Below are 15,999 nucleotides of genomic sequence, written 5' to 3' on the forward strand. Positions count from 1 at the left end.
GGCTAGGCTGGTGCCCGAGAATATCCACCGCATACTCGTATGACTTCAGGAGCGCACTCGGTGTTCGAATCCCTTTCCGACAGGTTGACCGGAACCCTCAAGGATCTGCGTGGCAAGGGTCGCCTTTCCGGAGCCGACATCGATGCCACCTGTCGTGAGATCCGGTTGGCCCTGCTCGAGGCAGACGTCGCGCTGCCGGTCGTCCGCGCGTTCATCGCCAAGATCAAGGAACGCGCCAAGGGCGTCGAGGTGTCGGCGGCGCTGAACCCGGCGCAGCAGGTCGTCAAGATCGTCAATGAGGAACTCGTCGGGATCCTCGGTGGCGAGACCCGCCGTCTGGTGTTCGCCAAGACGCCGCCGACGGTCATCATGCTCGCCGGTCTGCAGGGTTCCGGTAAGACGACGCTCGCCGGCAAGCTCGCGAAGTGGCTGCGCGACCAGGGGCACACCCCGCTGCTCGTCGCCTGCGACCTGCAGCGTCCCGGCGCCGTCACCCAGCTGCAGATCGTCGGCGAGAGGGCGGGCGCTACGGTGTTCGCACCGCACCCCGGCACGTCCATCGGCGGCGGCGACAACGAGCTGGGCATCACCGCGGCCGACCCGATCGAGGTGGCCCGGGCAGGTGTCGAGGAAGCCCGCAACAAGCAGTTCGACGTGGTGATCGTCGACACCGCGGGCCGCCTGGGTATCGACGCCGACCTGATGGCGCAGGCGGCGGGTATCCGCGACGCCGTGAACCCGGACGAGACGATCTTCGTTCTCGACGCGATGATCGGTCAGGACGCGGTCAGCACGGCCGAGGCGTTCCGTGAGGGTGTCGGATTCACCGGTGTCGTGCTCACGAAGCTCGACGGTGACGCCCGCGGTGGTGCGGCGCTCAGCGTCCGCGAGGTCACCGGGCAGCCCATTCTGTTCGCGTCCACGGGTGAGAAGCTCGAGGACTTCGACGTCTTCCATCCCGATCGCATGGCCAGCCGCATCCTCGGCATGGGTGACGTCCTCAGCCTGATCGAGGCGGCCGAGCAGCACTTCGACGCCGAGCAGGCCGAGGCCACCGCACAGAAGATCGGCTCGGGACAGCTCACGCTGGAGGACTTCCTCGAGCAGATGATGGCCGTCCGCAAGATGGGCCCCATCGGCAACCTCCTGGGCATGCTCCCGGGTGCCGGACAGATGAAGGACGCTCTCGCGAACGTCGACGAGAAACAGCTCGACCGGGTGCAGGCCATCATCCGCGGCATGACCCCCGCCGAGCGCGACGATCCCAAGATCATCAACGCGTCCCGCAGGCTGCGGATCGCCAACGGTTCGGGCGTCAAGGTCTCCGACGTCAACCAGCTCGTCGACCGTTTCTTCGAGGCCCGCAAGATGATGGCCGCGATGGCCGGGCGAATGGGCATGCCCGGCTCGCGGAAGCAGCAGCGCAGCAAGAAGGGCAAGAAGGGCAAGAAGGGTGGCAAGGGCCCGACGCCGCCGAAGGTGCGCGGAGGATTCCCCGGCGGCCTGCCCGGCGGGTTCCCGGGAATGCCGCCCGGCGGTCTCCCCGCGGGGATGCCCGATCTGTCGAACATGCCGAAGGGCCTCGACGAATTGCCGCCCGGGCTCGAGGGCATCGACCTGTCCCAGCTGAAGCTGCCGAAGAAGTAGCCGATGGCCGCACTGCACTTCCGGGGCACCGGTCTGCCCGACGAACAGCCGGTCGAGTTCTGGGTCGACGGCGGTGTGATCTCGACGGAACCGGTTCCCGGTGCCGAGACCGTCTGCGAATCGGGATGGATCGTGCCCGGTCTCGTCGACGCCCACTGCCACGTCGGCATCCGGTTCGGCGGCGGCGGTGGCGAGAGCGTCGAGGGGTTGATCGCGCAGGCGGAGACCGAGCGTGACTGTGGGGTCCTGCTGATCCGCGACGCGGGTTCGCCGGTCGACACCCGGTTCGTCGACGATCGTCCCGACCTGCCGAGGATCATCCGCGCCGGGCAGCACATCGCAGCCCCCAAGCGCTACATTCGCGGACTGCCGGTCGATCTGGAGGACGAGTCGCAACTGCCGGACGAGGTGGTGCGCCAGGCCCGGGCCGGTGACGGGTGGGTCAAGCTCGTCGGCGACTGGATCGACCGCTCCGCGGGCGACCTGGCGCCGTTGTGGAGCGACGACATCCTCGTCGAAGCGATCGCGGCCGCACACCGCGAAGGGGCTCGCGTCACCGCGCACGTCTTCGCCGAGGATGCGCTTCCGGGTCTGATCAACGCCGGAATCGACTGCATCGAGCACGGCACCGGGCTCACCGACGAGACGATCGAGCTGATGGTCTCGCACGGAACCGCCCTCGTCCCGACGCTGATCAACATCGCGACGTTCCCGGACATCGCCGAGTCCGCCTCGCGGTTCCCGATCTACGCCGCGCACATGCGTGACCTGCACTCGCGGGTGAAGGACACCATCGGTGCCGCTCACGACGCGGGGATCCCGATCTACGCCGGCACCGACGCCGGCGGATCGATCGTCCACGGACGCATCGCCGACGAGGTCGAGGAACTGAAGGCGGTCGGACTGACCCCGTCCGAGGCCCTCGGCGCCGCATGCTGGGACGCGCGCGCGTGGCTCGGACATCCGGGAGTGGAAGCGGGTGCGCCCGCGGATCTGCTGGTCTTCCGGAACGATCCGCGCGCGAGCAGCGACGCCCTCGCCGCGCCCGACGTCGTGGTGCTGCGGGGCACCGTCGTCAAGACCCGATGACCTGGTTTCCCCCTGACGGTGTTCGTCTGGCAGAATGAACCGCTGTTCGTCGCATCCGGTCACGCACCGCGCGGCGGTCACAGGTTAGAGGCAAAACCGGGCGCGCTATTCCTGCGCGTCGCCGAATTGCACGTGACACGTGAGCACACTCGTGTGCGCACTGAAGGAGAAGTACAGCAGTGGCTGTCAAGATCAAGCTCACCCGGCTCGGCAAGATCCGGAACCCGCAGTACCGCATCGTCGTCGCCGACTCCCGCACCCGCCGCAACGGCCGTGCGATCGAGACCATCGGCAAGTACCACCCCAAGGAAGAGCCCTCGCTGATCGAGGTCGATTCCGAGCGCGCTCAGTACTGGCTCGGCGTCGGCGCCCAGCCCACCGAGCCCGTCGAGGCCATCCTCAAGATCACCGGTGACTGGCAGAAGTTCAAGGGCCTGCCGGGCGCCGAGGGCACCCTCCGCGTCAAGGAAGCCAAGCCCTCCAAGCTGGAGCTGTTCCAGGCTGCGCTCGCGCAGGCCGAGAACGAGCCCGTCGGCGAGGCCATCACGCCCAAGAAGAAGAAGGCGAAGGCCGAGGACGCCGAGGCTGCTGCCGACGCTCCCGCCGAGGCTGCTGCAGAGTCCGAGGCTGCTGACAAGTGAGTGCCGTCGTCGCCGATGCCGTGGAGCACCTCGTTCGTGGCATCGTCGCCAACCCCGACGACGTTCGTGTCGAGCTGATCACCGGGCGTCGGGGGCGCACTGTCGAGGTGCACGTCAACCCTGACGATCTCGGCAAGGTCATCGGCCGTGGTGGTCGCACCGCGACCGCTCTGCGGACGCTGGTCTCCGGTATCGGTGGCCGCGGGATCCGTGTCGACGTCGTCGACACCGATCAGTAGAGGCCTTACAGCAGTGGAGCTCGTCGTCGGCCGTGTCGCCAAGTCGCACGGCATCAAGGGTGAGATCGTGGTCGAGGTTCGCACCGACGAACCCGACGATCGATTCGCCGTCGGTGCCGTGCTGCGGGGACACAAGCCGCGCGAGCAGACTGTGAGCACATACACGGTGGAAGCCGCCCGGGACCATTCCGGGCGGCTTCTGCTGCGCCTCGAGGGTGTGTCGGACCGCACCGCGGCGGATGCCCTGCGGGGCACCCTGTTCGTCATCGACAGCGCCGAACTCGAGCCGTCCGACGACCCCGACGAGTTCTACGATCACGAACTCGAGGGACTGTCGGTGCGCCTCGCGGACGGCACCGAGGTGGGAACCGTCATCGAGGTATTGCATTCCGCGGCAGGCGAATTGCTCTCGGTCCGCCGGGCCGGCGAACAGTCCGGCGAACTTCTCGTCCCGTTCGTGGCCGCGATCGTCACGTCGGTGTCCGTCGCCGACGGCATCGTCGAGATCGATCCGCCGGAAGGGTTACTCGATCCCGACTTCGGTGACTCCGCCGACGGGAAGTGAGTCGGTAGCCATGCGTCTCGACGTGGTCACCATCTTCCCCGAGTACCTCGAACCGCTTCGAGCGGCGTTGCTCGGCAAGGCCATCGACAAAGGCCTCATCTCCGTCGACGTGCACGATCTGCGGGACTGGACGCACGACGTCCACAAGGCCGTCGACGATTCGCCGTACGGCGGCGGGCCGGGGATGGTCATGAAACCCACCGTGTGGGGTCCCGCCCTCGACGACGTCCTCGCCGCGGGCGACGGCGACTCGGACACGCTGCTGGTCGTCCCCACACCGGCCGGTGTTCCTTTCACGCAGGCCACCGCCGAGCGCTGGGCGGGGGAGAAGCACATCGTCTTCGCCTGCGGACGGTACGAAGGCATCGATCAGCGCGTGTTCGACGACGCCGCCCGCCGGGTGCGCGTCGAAGAGGTGAGCATCGGCGACTACGTCCTCATCGGGGGCGAGGCGGCCGTGCTGGTGATGACCGAGGCGTTCGTGCGCCTGATTCCCGGAGTCCTCGGCAATCAGCAGTCGCACCAAGAAGATTCGTTCTCCGACGGCCTCCTCGAAGGTCCCAGCTACACGCGGCCGGCGACGTGGCGCGGACTCGACGTCCCGCCGGTCCTGCTGTCGGGTGATCACGCGAAGGTGGCTGCGTGGCGGCGGGAGCAGTCGCTGCAACGCACCGCCGAACGCCGCCCGGACCTGTTGCCCTGAACCGGCTTCCGGGCCTGCCGCAGCTCTAACCCTGGGGCTGCGCCCAGTCGTCGACGACACCGGTGGGGAACAGCGACTTCACGAATCCGGTCATCGTGTCCCGTGCATGCCGGGCGCTGGAATCCTCGGTGACATCCGTGATCGCGGTGTCCGGGTACGACTCCTCGTCGTCCTCGTACCGGATGTCCTCCCGCGACGCGACGGCCACGATGTAGCGGTTGTCGTCACCGATCAGGCCGGTCGACACGTGGATCCACCGATCTCCCACACAGCACATCCAACCCTGCTTCACCCCGACGACGTTCTCGCCGGGCAACCCGTCGGGGATGCCGAACCGCTGGTCGTAACCGTCGATCCCCGCGGGTGTCGACGAGCGCAGGTAGCCGACGAATTCGGCGATGCGATCCGCGCCCAGGCCGTCGCGATCGTCGAGAAGCCCGGCATAGAACGTCACGAGGTCGGCGGCGGTCGTCTCGGTGTTCCACCACAATCCGTCCCAGGGTGGGGTGGTCGCGGCGAGTCCGTACCGCCCGGCGACGTCGACGACGACGTCCGAGCCGCCGAGATCGTCCCAGAGAGTGTTGGCCGCGTCGTCGTCGGACGATTCGAGCATCCGCTTCAGGAGGACACGGTCGAAGTCGGACAGCGGCCGCTCACCGAGCGCGTCGAGGTGATACATCTGGGCGGCGATGAACAGCTTGGCCAACGACGCCGTTTCGACGGGTTCGGCGGCGGCACCCTCCAGATAGCTGCCGGTGGCGCGGTCCAGAACAGCGATCGACATGTCGGCGCCGCGTTCGGCGGACGCCGTCGCGACCGCCGCCGAGATGCGTTCGGCGAGGGGTGCGGAAACGGGAACTCGCGCGGAGGGGAACGGCTCCGGGCTCACGGTCACGCCGTCCCCCGCCGGCGGGTCGTCGGCCGGGAGGAGGTCGGGGGTCGCGACGGCCGGTGACGTCGCCGGGATGTCGACCACGGAGTTCGTCTCGGTCGGGATGGTGCAGGCCGGCGCAACCAGCACGAAGACCATGACCGTCAGGCATCGGATCAGCCTGGACATGAAATTCTCCCGAGATTTCCGTGACGGCCTCACCGCCGACGATATTGTCTCAGAGTAGCGGTAGGGTCCATTTCCGTGACTCTCAAGACCGTGAACCAGCGCATTGCCGAGGAACTCGACGTCCGGGAGGGACAGGTCGCGGCCGCCGTGGACCTCCTCGACGGTGGAGCCACCGTGCCCTTCATCGCCCGGTACCGCAAGGAAGTCACCGGAACGCTCGACGACGCTCAGCTCCGCCAACTCGAGGAACGCCTGCGCTACCTGCGGGAACTGGACGAGCGCCGGGTCGCCGTGCTCGAGTCGATCGACTCGCAGGGCAAGCTCGACGACCAGCTGCGTGGGCAGATCATGACCGCCGACACGAAGGCGCGCCTCGAGGACATCTACCTGCCGTTCAAGCCGAAGCGGCGCACCAAGGCGCAGATCGCCCGCGAGGCCGGTCACGAACCCGTCGCCGACGCACTGATCACCGATCCCTCCACTGATCCGGCGTCCTACACGGCCGAACAGCTCGAGGGTGCGCGCGCGATCCTCGTCGAGCGTTTCGCCGAAGACGCAGACCTGGTCGGTGAGCTCCGCGAGCTGATGTGGACCCGCGGGCAGCTGGTGTCCGCGGTCCGTAAGGGCAAGGAGACCGAGGGTGCGAAGTTCGCCGACTACTTCGAGTTCTCCGAGCCGTTCGGCAAGCTCCCGTCCCACCGGATCCTGGCAGTGTTGCGCGGCGAGAAGGAAGAGGTGCTCACACTCACCCTGGCACCCGACACGGAGGAGCCCGTCCCCGGCGAGCCCACCGTCTACGAGGGCCGGATCGCCGGCCGGTTCGGCATCGCCGACCGCGGCAGGCCCGCCGACCGGTGGCTGCTCGACACCGTGCGGTGGGCGTGGCGCACCAAGATGATCGTCACGCTGGGCATCGACACCCGGATGCGCCTGCGGCAGTCGGCGGAGAAGGACGCCGTCGACGTGTTCGCCAACAACCTGCGCGACCTGCTGCTGGCAGCGCCTGCCGGTACCCGCGCCACGATGGGCCTCGACCCCGGCTTCCGGACCGGGACGAAAGTCGCGGTCGTGGACGCCACCGGCAAGGTCGTGGCCCACGACACGATCTATCCGCATCAGCCCCAGAACAAGTGGGACGCCTCCCTGGCCACTCTCGCCGGTCTCGTCGCCAAACACGGCGTGGAACTCGTCGCCATCGGGAACGGCACCGCCTCCCGCGAGACGGATGCGCTCGCGACCGAGCTGATCGCCAAGTCGGGTGCCACCAACCTGACGAAGATCGTGGTGTCCGAGGCCGGCGCGTCCGTGTACTCGGCGTCCGCGTACGCCTCGGCGGAGCTGCCCGACCTCGACGTATCGATCCGCGGAGCAGTCTCCATCGCGCGACGTCTGCAGGACCCCCTCGCGGAACTGGTGAAGATCGACCCGAAGTCGATCGGCGTCGGGCAGTACCAGCACGATGTGTCGGAGACGCTGCTCGCGCGGTCGCTCGGTGCCGTCGTCGAGGACGCGGTGAACGCGGTCGGCGTCGACGTGAACACCGCGTCGGTGCCGCTGCTGTCCCGCGTGTCCGGTATCGCCGGTTCGCTCGCAGAGAGCATCGTCGCGCACCGGGACCAGAACGGCCCGTTCCGCAGCCGCAAGGGACTCAAGGACGTCGCGCGGCTCGGTCCGAAGGCGTTCGAACAGTGCGCCGGCTTCCTGCGCATCCCCAACGGGGACGACCCCCTCGACGCGTCCAGCGTCCACCCCGAGGCCTACCCGGTGGTGCGGAAGATCGTCGGCGCCAGCGGCACCGGCGTGCGCGAGATCATCGGCAACACGTCCGCGCTCCGCAGCCTGAACCCGGCGGACTTCGTCGACGACCGGTTCGGTCTGCCCACGGTCACCGACATCATCGGTGAGCTCGAGAAGCCCGGCCGCGACCCCCGCCCGGAGTTCAAGACGGCCACGTTCGCCGCCGGCATCGAGAAGGTGTCGCACCTGAAGCCGGGGATGACGCTCGAGGGCGTCGTCACCAACGTCGCGGCGTTCGGCGCGTTCGTCGACATCGGCGTTCACCAGGACGGCCTCGTTCACGTGTCCGCGATGTCCCACAACTTCGTCAAGGACCCGCGGGACGTCGTCAAGTCGGGTGACGTCGTGAAGGTGAAGGTCCTCGAGGTGGACGAGGCGCGTCAGCGCATCGGCCTGACACTGCGGCTCGACGACGAGGTCGGGGCCGGCCGCAAGAACGACGGTCCCCGCGGCGGAGGCGCGCAGCGGCAGGACCGGCGGGGCGGCGGGCAGCCGCAGGATCGGCGCGGCGGCAAGCCGCAGCAGCAGGGTGGACGCGATCGCGGGCGTGACTCCCGCCCGGCGCCCGGCGGTTCGATGGCCGACGCGCTGCGGAAGGCGGGGTTCGGCAAGTAGAGAGGTCACCATCCCGACACGAGCCACCACTTTTCGATGGAGTGACCAGTTCTTTACTGGGATAGTGGATGCCGATGTACGAATGGCTGGATCGGGAAATCGTCGGGCACGGGCGCCTGCCTCTGCTCTTTTTCCTGCTCGGGTTTCTCGCGGCGTTCCTGTTCATCCGGTTGAGCGTGCGGATGATCCGCGCCGAGGTGTCGTGGTGGCCGGGCAACGTGAAACCCGGCGGGCATCACGTCCACCACGTGGTGTTCGGCGTCGTGACGATGCTCGTGTCGGGAGTGTCCCTCATCGCCGTGTACGAGGACGGCACCCAGACCACCGGCGCCGTCCTCGCCACGTTCTTCGGGATCGGCGCCGCGCTGGTGCTGGACGAGTTCGCGCTGATCTTCTACCTGCAGGACGTGTACTGGGCGGATGAGGGCCGGACGTCGGTCGATGCCGTGTTCGTGGCGATCGCGGTGACGGGTCTGCTGCTGCTCGGACTCCGGCCGCTCGAACTGATCAACGTCACCGACTTCCGGGACTCGCCGGATCCGTGGGTGCGGGTCGCAATCGGGTTGTCGTCCGTGATCAACCTGCTCATCGCGGCGGTGGTGCTGCTGAAGGGCAAGATCTGGACGGGGTTGCTCGGCCTGTTCATCTTTCCGATCCTGCTGATCGGGGCGCTCCGATTGAGCCGGCCGAGCGCACCGTGGGCCCGGTGGCGCTACACCTCCAAGCCGAAGCGGATGCTCCGCGCACTCGAACGGGAGCGGAAGTGGCGTCGGCCGGTCATCCGCGCCAAGATCTTCGTGCAGGACTTCATCGCGGGAACTCCCAGCGCGGTACACGTGAAGGAAGCCGCGGAGCATGCCAGGGTGGCGGCGGAGGTCGAACTCGACCACGTGGTGCACGCGGCGCCGCCGCCGATTTCTCTTCACCCGGTGGCGTCTGGCACAATGGACGGGTTGCCTGGACCAGGCAGCAGTACTTGATCTGGGCACGAACCAGACGAGCACCGGTGTTCTTCGAACGTCCGGGTGCCGCTCGGTTCCTCTGCTCCTGCGAAAACGCAAGGATGGAACACCGATGAACACTCTCGATTTCCTGGACAAGAAGTCCCTCCGCGACGACATTCCCGAGTTCCGTCCCGGCGACACCCTCAACGTGCACGTCAAGGTCATCGAAGGCTCGAAGGAGCGCGTGCAGGTCTTCAAGGGCGTCGTGATCCGCCGTCAGGGCGGCGGCGTCCGCGAGACCTTCACCGTCCGCAAGGTCTCCTTCGGTGTCGGCGTCGAGCGCACCTTCCCGGTACACAGCCCCAACCTGGCGCAGATCGAGGTCGTCACCCGCGGTGACGTCCGTCGCGCCAAGCTGTACTACCTTCGCGATCTGCGTGGCAAGGCCGCCAAGATCAAGGAAAAGCGCTGACCTTTCCGATGAGCCCGGCACTGCGTACTCGCAGTGCCGGGCTAATCTGATTTCGTGACAGATTCTTCGAAGGAGCGGGCATTGTCGTCGGAATCCGAGACCACCGGCGATTCGGCCGCCACCTCCGCCGTGAACGGCGGAACGGCGGAGCCCGAGAAGAAGCCCCGCTCCTTCCTCCGCGAGTTGCCGATCCTGATTCTGGTCGCGCTCGTTCTGAGTTTCCTGTTGCAGACGTTCGTCGCCCGGGTGTATCTCATTCCGTCCGAATCGATGGAACCGACGCTGCACGGGTGCGCGGGCTGCACCGGCGACCGCATCGTGGTCGAGAAGATCGGTTACCGCTTCGGTGAAGCGCAACCGGGTGACGTCATCGTGTTCCGCGGCCCCGATTCGTGGTCACAGGATTTCGTCTCCACCCGGTCCTCCAACGTGGTGATCCGCGGTGCGCAGGAACTCGGTTCCCTCGTCGGACTCGTCCCCCCGGACGAGAACGACCTCGTCAAGCGTGTGATCGCCACCGGCGGTCAGACCGTCGAATGCTGCGACGACCAGGGCCGGATCCTGGTCGACGGCAAGCCGCTCGACGAGCCCTACGTCGTCATGGATTTCCCGTTCGTCCCCGGCTCCCAGGCCTGCGACACAGCACTGAAGTCGGCGCGCTGCTTCGGTCCGGTCACCGTGCCCGACGGGCACCTGTGGGTGATGGGCGACAATCGCAGCAACTCCGCGGACTCGCGGTACCACGTGGGCGACGACATGCAAGGCACCATCCCGCTCGACAACGTGATCGGTAAGGCCGTCTTCATCGCGTTGCCGCCGTCGCGGATGGGCACGATCAGTTCACCCGATATCCAGGGCAAGTGACTTCCTGGCCTCCACGCACCGTCATTCGCAGGTCGTCCGGTCTGCGGACAATGGAGTCGGCCCTGGTCCGTAGCGGCCTCGGGCCGGTGGCCGGTGTCGACGAGGCAGGCCGGGGCGCGTGTGCGGGGCCGCTCGTCGTGGCGGCCTGCGTGCTCGCGCCGAAGCCGTATCCGGCGCTGGCGCGCCTCGACGATTCGAAGAAGCTCACCGAACGCACGCGTGAAGAGCTGTTCCCGGCCATCACCCGGCTCGCGGTGGCGTGGAGCGTCGTATCTTTTCCGGCCGAGGAAGTCGACCGGATGGGTGTGCACGTAGCCAACATCGAGGGCATGCGACGTGCCGTCGCCGGGCTCTCGACCACCCCGGGTTACGTTCTCACCGACGGCTTCCGCGTCCCGGGCCTGCCGGCCCCGTCGCTGCCGGTGATCGGCGGCGACGCCGCGGCGGCATGCATCGCGGCGGCGAGCGTGCTGGCCAAGGTCTCTCGTGACCGGGTGATGGTCGCGATGGACGAGGCACATCCCGGTTACGGTTTCGCGATCCACAAGGGGTACAACACGCCCGCGCACCTGGCGGCTCTCGAGAAGCTGGGCCCGTGCCCGGAGCACCGCCGCTCGTGGTCGAACGTCGCCGCGCTGATACACCGAGTGGATAACAGTTCCGGAAGTGCGAGATGATGACAATTCACACCAGAGCAGGAGGACTCCGAGACCGATGAGTGCCGAGGATCTCGAGAAGTACGAAACCGAGATGGAGCTGTCGCTCTACCGCGAGTACCGGGACATCGTCGGTCAGTTCTCCTATGTCGTGGAGACGGAGCGCCGGTTCTATCTGGCCAACTCGGTGGAGTTGCTGCCGCACAACGCGGACGGAGAGATCTACTTCGAGCTGCGGATGTCCGATGCGTGGGTGTGGGACATGTACCGCCCCGCGCGTTTCGTGAAGTATGTCCGCGTCATCACGTTCAAGGACGTGAACATCGAGGAGCTCGACAAGCCGGACCTGCGGCTCCCCGACAACGGTCTGTCCTGACGATCCGGAGTCCTCGTCCGCGTACGATCATCCGATGACCGGACCGAGGCGCGTCGCGCTGGCTCTGGGTAGCGGCGGTGCGCGGGGATACGCCCACATCGGAGCGATCCAGGTACTCGAGGAGCGCGGATTCGAGATCGTCGGTGTCGCAGGCTCGTCGATGGGTGCCCTGGTGGGTGGACTCCACGCAGCGGGCAAGCTCGACGACTTCACCCGGTGGGCGATCGGCCTGACCCAGCTCGACGTCGTGCGTCTTCTCGACCTGTCGGTGTCCGCACCCGGAGCCATCCACGCCGAGAAGATCCTGCAACGGGTCAGGGAGATACTCGGCGAGATCCGCATCGAAGACCTTCCGATTCCGTATACGGCCGTGGCCACCGATCTCGCTGCGGGCCGGTCGGTGTGGTTCCAGCGAGGGCCCGTCGACGCGGCGATCCGTGCGTCGATCGCAATCCCCGGCGTCATCACGCCGTATGTGCTCAACGGCCGAGTCCTCGCCGACGGTGGGGTGCTCGACCCTTTGCCGATGGCGCCGCTCGTCTCCGTGAGCGCCGACCTGACCGTCGGAATCAGCCTGAGCGCCGAGGATCGGGACGGGCGCTCGCTGTCACCGGAGAACGTCAGCGCGGATTCGCGGCCGGTGGACGAATGGGTGGCGCGCTTCCGCCGGAGCGCCGCGCAGCTGCGTGACCTGGACATCGTGCGGTCGGTCGTGGGGCGGTTCGGCGCTGCGCAGACCGACCCGGATCCGTCGGACGAGCAGGACGGCCAGGTGATCGGCGATCAGACCGTGGTCGAGGGCGACGCCGTGGCCGTCCCGAAGTTCAGCCGGTTCGCGGTGATGAACCGTTCGCTCGACGTGATGCAGGCGACGTTGGCTCGCTATCAGCTCGCCGCGTATCCACCGGACGTGCACGTTCGGGTGCCCCGGAACGCGTGCCGCAGTCTCGACTTCCATCGTGCCGCCGAGATGATCGAACTGGGTCGGGTTCTCACCGGGCGTGCGCTCGACGACGCCGGTCTCGTCTCGCCGGCAGCCGCTGTGTCTCCGGCAGATTCGGACGGCGAGCCCACCTGACAGGTGGAAGGGCCGGTGCTGCACACGCACCACCGGCCTTTCCCGTCGCGGGGATGTCAGCTCGAGGCCGGAGCCCGGGCGGCGCCCAGGTCGCCCACCGATTCGTCGGACTCGCCGTCGACGTGATCGACGTGCTGCGGCGCCACGAGCAGGCAGAGAATGCTGACCGCGCACATTCCGATCAGGAGGCCGATCACCGGCCACACACTGCCGGTTGCCTGGAACATGAGCGTGGACACCAACGGGGACAGCCCACCGAAGATCGCGCCCGCGCCCTGGTAGGCGAGGGAGATGCTGGTGTACCGGGCCTGCGGCCGGAACATCTGCGACAGCACCGCCGCGATCGGGCCGTACGTCGCGGCCAGGACGAGCCGCATGACGGCGAAGGTCAGGAAGATCAGGATCACCGACCCGGATTTGAGGACCAGGAACTGTGGTGCGGCGAGCACCGCGACGGCCAGCAGTCCGTAGATCACCACGCGGATCCGGCCGACCTTGTCGCCGAGCCACGCCACCCCGAGCGTGGCGATCAATTCCACCACCGCGGCCACGCTGAGCGCGTTGAGGACGAGTGTCTCGGACAGCCCGACGTCCGGGTCGGTGGCGTACGCCGTGATGAACGTCGTCACGAGGTAGTAGCCACCCACCGCGACGGGCAGGATGCCCATGCCGAGCAGGATCGGGCGCCAGTTGGTGACGATGGCGTACTTCAGCGGCAGCGCTTCGGGTTCGGTCGCCGTCTGCACCTCGGACTCGAAGACGGGAGATTCCTCCACCTTCAGTCGCACCAGCAGACCCACGCCGATCAGCAGCGCCGAGCACAGGAACGGCAGCCGCCACGCCCAGTCCCGCAGGGCGTCGTCGCCGAAGGTCGAGAGGACACTGAAGAACCCGGTGGCGAGCAGCGCGCCTGCGGGGTTACCCAGCTGTGCGAATCCGCCGTAGAACGTCTTCTTGTCCTCGGGCGCGTGTTCGACCGCCATCAGCACGGCGCCACCCCATTCGCCGCCCACCGCGAAGCCCTGCACGAAGCGCAGCATCACGAGCAGCAGCGGCGCCCAGAACCCGATCTGCGCGTACGTCGGCAGGGCGCCGATCAGGAACGTGCCCGCGCCCATCAGGGTGAGCGTCACGACGAGCGCCGTCCGCCGGCCGACCCGATCGCCGACATGTCCGAAGACGATGCCGCCGAGCGGGCGGGCGAAGAAGCCCACCGCGTAGGTGGCGAACGCGGCGGCGATGCCGGTCAGGCGGTCGGTGTCGGAGGGGAAGAAGATCTCACCGAACACCAGGGCCGCCGCCGTGGCGTACACGTAGAAGTCGTACCACTCGATGGTGGTGCCGACGAAGGCCGCGAAACCCGCCCTGCGGGCCTTGGCGATCTGGGTGTCGTGACTCATGACTGATCCTCGGTGGTTGCAGTGGTCGAGAATAGGTCGCTGCGGGTGGAATGCGCCAATTCGCCGTCGATCCACGTTTCACGAACCTCGATGTCGGCAATGGTGTGCGGGTCGACGGTGAGAGGGTCGGAGCCGAGGACCACGAAATCGGCGCGCTTGCCGGGGGAGATGCTGCCGAGTTCGGATTCCCTTCCGAGCGCGCGGGCCCCGTTCAGCGTGTGCGCGGTGAGCGCCTGGGCAGCGGTCAGCCGCAACGCGTTCGAGCCGAGCTGATGTCCCTGCCGGGTGATGCGGGTGACGGCGGCCTGGATCGCCTCGAGTGGTTTGGGCTCGGCGACGGGTGCGTCGGAACTGATCGTGACCGGCACGCCGGCTTCGACGAATTCCCCGAGGGGATTGAAACGCTCACCCGGCGTGCCGATGGCCGCGGTCACGCCCTCGCCCCAGTTGTAGTAGTGCTGCGGCTGGTTGACGGGGTACACCCCGAGTGCGTGCATCCGCGTGATCTGCTCGGGGGTCGGCAACCCGCAGTGCTCGATGCGATGACGGGCATCGGCGTCGGGATGCGCCTTCTGCGCGGCCTCGATCGCGTCGAGGACCATGTCGATGGCGGTCGGCGACTGCGCATGCGTCGCGGTCTGCAGGCCGACGGTGTGTGCCTTCGCGATCAGCGCCGCATAGTCGGCGGGCTCGTGATAGAGCTGCCCGGTCCGGCATGGGTCGCCCACGTACCCATCAGGGAAGTAGGCGGTCCAACCGCCGAGAGTGCCGTCGGCGTAGAACTTGATCCCGCCGAACGCGAGACGTGAGTTGCCGAACGCACCGTGCAGCCCGGTGTCGAGCGCGTGATCGAGCAGGTGGCTGAGCAGGTACATGCTCACCCGGGTCTCGAGCCGGCCCTGCTCCGCCAGGCGCAGGTACATGTCGAACTCGCGCCGCGTCACCTGGCAGTCGCCGATCGTGGTCACGCCGCCCTCGAGGAACTTCTCCTGCGCCACGGAGAGCTGTCGCAGATGCTCCTCGGGTTCGTCCTCGAGGTGAAAATTCGGGCCGTGATGACCGACCTTGACGCCGTTCACGCCGGTGAGGATGTTGCAGGCGGCATCGGACAGTTCGCCGGTCAGCTCGCCGTCCGCGTCGCGGAAGAACTCGCCGCCGGGCGGATTCGGGGTCTCGCGGGTGACGCCGTGGAGTTCGAGGGTGAACGTGTTGACAACGCCGCCGTGACCGCTGGCGTTCATCAGGTAGACCTCGCGGTCGGTACCGACCTGATCGAGTTCCTCCTTCGTGGGATGACGGCCCTCGACGAGGTTGCGGTGCTCGTAGCCGTACCCGCGCACCGGGATCCCGGCAGGCTGATTCCCCGATGCCTCCTGCAGCAGCGCGACGATCTCGGGAATGGTGCGTGCCTTCTCGGGGCCGCAGTCCACCCAGCTGAGCATCTGGCCGTACATCAGGGGGTGGGCGTGCGGATCGACGAACCCGGGTACGACGGTCGCCCCGGCGAGATCGATGACGTCCGTCGTCCGGGTGCCGATCCTCCGCGCTTCCTCACGACATTCCGCAACGGTGCCGACCGCGGCGAAGCGATTGCCGTAGACGAGGAAGGCCTCGGCGCCCTCGGTGTCTGCGTCCACGGTGCGGAGCGTGCCGCCGGTGAAGACGGTGGCGGTGGCGTCGAGGGGGGACGCCTCGTGGTGGAACAGCTTGCGCATGGGGATCCTTCGAGATGGTGGTGTGGGTCACGTTCCGGTTGGGAGGGAAAATTACGCCCTGACCAGCGGCTGCGCAATACATCAAAGTTTAGGACCGAGCAGTCGACGGCGAATGTGTTCGATATCTGGAGCAGATTT

Annotated in this window: 16 protein-coding genes; 13 read left to right on the forward strand and 3 right to left on the reverse strand. The window is 67.5% G+C overall.

All coding sequences use genetic code 11. The annotated features are described in order from the left end of the window. Nucleotides 1-60 precede the first annotated feature (60 nt). From ffh to trmD, 6 genes are all read left to right on the forward strand, one after another. Complete coding sequence (gene ffh, locus ACLIVD_RS14660; protein ID WP_005564859.1) at nt 61-1,647, forward strand: signal recognition particle protein; 1,587 nt, start codon at nt 61-63, stop codon at nt 1,645-1,647. 3 nt (nt 1,648-1,650) lie between these two features. Then, nucleotides 1,651-2,736, forward strand: coding sequence for an amidohydrolase family protein (locus ACLIVD_RS14665; RefSeq protein WP_283334802.1), 1,086 nt, complete (start codon nt 1,651-1,653; stop codon nt 2,734-2,736). Nucleotides 2,737-2,915: 179 nt separating this feature from the next. Continuing rightward, nucleotides 2,916-3,377 (forward strand): 30S ribosomal protein S16, encoded by a 462-nt coding sequence (gene rpsP / locus ACLIVD_RS14670; protein ID WP_005240477.1) that lies wholly within the window; start codon nt 2,916-2,918, stop codon nt 3,375-3,377. After that, nucleotides 3,374-3,616 carry an RNA-binding protein gene (locus ACLIVD_RS14675; RefSeq protein ID WP_005240479.1) on the forward strand — a complete coding sequence of 81 codons (243 nt, stop codon included), beginning with the start codon at nt 3,374-3,376 and terminating at the stop codon, nt 3,614-3,616. The genes rpsP and ACLIVD_RS14675 overlap by 4 nt, the downstream gene beginning before the upstream one ends. 13 nt (nt 3,617-3,629) lie before the next feature. Continuing rightward, nucleotides 3,630-4,181: a ribosome maturation factor RimM gene (rimM, locus tag ACLIVD_RS14680; protein WP_317568933.1), complete on the forward strand. Its 552-nt coding sequence runs from the start codon at nt 3,630-3,632 to the stop codon at nt 4,179-4,181. Nucleotides 4,182-4,191: 10 nt separating this feature from the next. After that, nucleotides 4,192-4,884: a tRNA (guanosine(37)-N1)-methyltransferase TrmD gene (trmD, locus tag ACLIVD_RS14685; protein WP_317568932.1), complete on the forward strand. Its 693-nt coding sequence runs from the start codon at nt 4,192-4,194 to the stop codon at nt 4,882-4,884. Nucleotides 4,885-4,909: 25 nt separating this feature from the next. Here the strand turns inward: trmD and ACLIVD_RS14690 are convergent, their stop codons facing one another. Beyond that, nucleotides 4,910-5,944 carry a serine hydrolase gene (locus ACLIVD_RS14690; protein WP_317568931.1) on the reverse strand — a complete coding sequence of 345 codons (1,035 nt, stop codon included), beginning with the start codon at nt 5,942-5,944 and terminating at the stop codon, nt 4,910-4,912. 75 nt (nt 5,945-6,019) lie between these two features. On the opposite strand from ACLIVD_RS14690, the gene ACLIVD_RS14695 reads away from it, so the two are divergent. The 7 genes from ACLIVD_RS14695 to ACLIVD_RS14725 all read left to right on the forward strand — a co-directional run bounded on the left by ACLIVD_RS14695 (nt 6,020) and on the right by ACLIVD_RS14725 (nt 12,746). Further along, the gene (locus tag ACLIVD_RS14695) at nt 6,020-8,356 is read left to right on the forward strand and encodes a Tex family protein (protein WP_317568930.1); all 2,337 of its coding nucleotides are present in this window, start codon (nt 6,020-6,022) and stop codon (nt 8,354-8,356) included. Between the two features lie 74 nt (nt 8,357-8,430). After that, nucleotides 8,431-9,336: a hypothetical protein gene (locus ACLIVD_RS14700; RefSeq protein WP_280781781.1), complete on the forward strand. Its 906-nt coding sequence runs from the start codon at nt 8,431-8,433 to the stop codon at nt 9,334-9,336. Between the two features lie 94 nt (nt 9,337-9,430). Next, a complete protein-coding gene (rplS, locus tag ACLIVD_RS14705) occupies nt 9,431-9,772 on the forward strand; it encodes a 50S ribosomal protein L19 (protein ID WP_005240490.1) in 342 nt (113 codons plus the stop codon). An 81-nt stretch (nt 9,773-9,853) separates the two neighbouring features. After that, nucleotides 9,854-10,636: a signal peptidase I gene (gene lepB, locus ACLIVD_RS14710; protein WP_280781782.1), complete on the forward strand. Its 783-nt coding sequence runs from the start codon at nt 9,854-9,856 to the stop codon at nt 10,634-10,636. Beyond that, nucleotides 10,633-11,313, forward strand: a complete 681-nt coding sequence (locus ACLIVD_RS14715) for a ribonuclease HII (protein WP_317568929.1) — start codon at nt 10,633-10,635, stop codon at nt 11,311-11,313. Before lepB ends, ACLIVD_RS14715 begins: the two co-directional genes overlap by 4 nt. A gap of 37 nt (nt 11,314-11,350) precedes the next feature. Further along, a complete protein-coding gene (locus ACLIVD_RS14720) occupies nt 11,351-11,668 on the forward strand; it encodes a DUF2469 domain-containing protein (protein ID WP_005240496.1) in 318 nt (105 codons plus the stop codon). Between the two features lie 34 nt (nt 11,669-11,702). Beyond that, entirely contained in the window at nt 11,703-12,746 is a 1,044-nt protein-coding gene (locus ACLIVD_RS14725) for a patatin-like phospholipase family protein (RefSeq protein WP_283354793.1), read from the forward strand. Nucleotides 12,747-12,802: 56 nt separating this feature from the next. On the opposite strand, the gene ACLIVD_RS14730 is transcribed toward ACLIVD_RS14725, so the two are convergent. Beyond that, complete coding sequence (locus ACLIVD_RS14730) at nt 12,803-14,146, reverse strand: MFS transporter (protein WP_317568927.1); 1,344 nt, start codon at nt 14,144-14,146, stop codon at nt 12,803-12,805. Next, nucleotides 14,143-15,861 (reverse strand): amidohydrolase, encoded by a 1,719-nt coding sequence (locus ACLIVD_RS14735; RefSeq protein WP_491932621.1) that lies wholly within the window; start codon nt 15,859-15,861, stop codon nt 14,143-14,145. The genes ACLIVD_RS14730 and ACLIVD_RS14735 overlap by 4 nt, the downstream gene beginning before the upstream one ends. Nucleotides 15,862-15,999 lie beyond the last annotated feature (138 nt).

The sequence above is a fragment of the Rhodococcus sp. G6(2025) genome, from assembly GCF_058628105.1.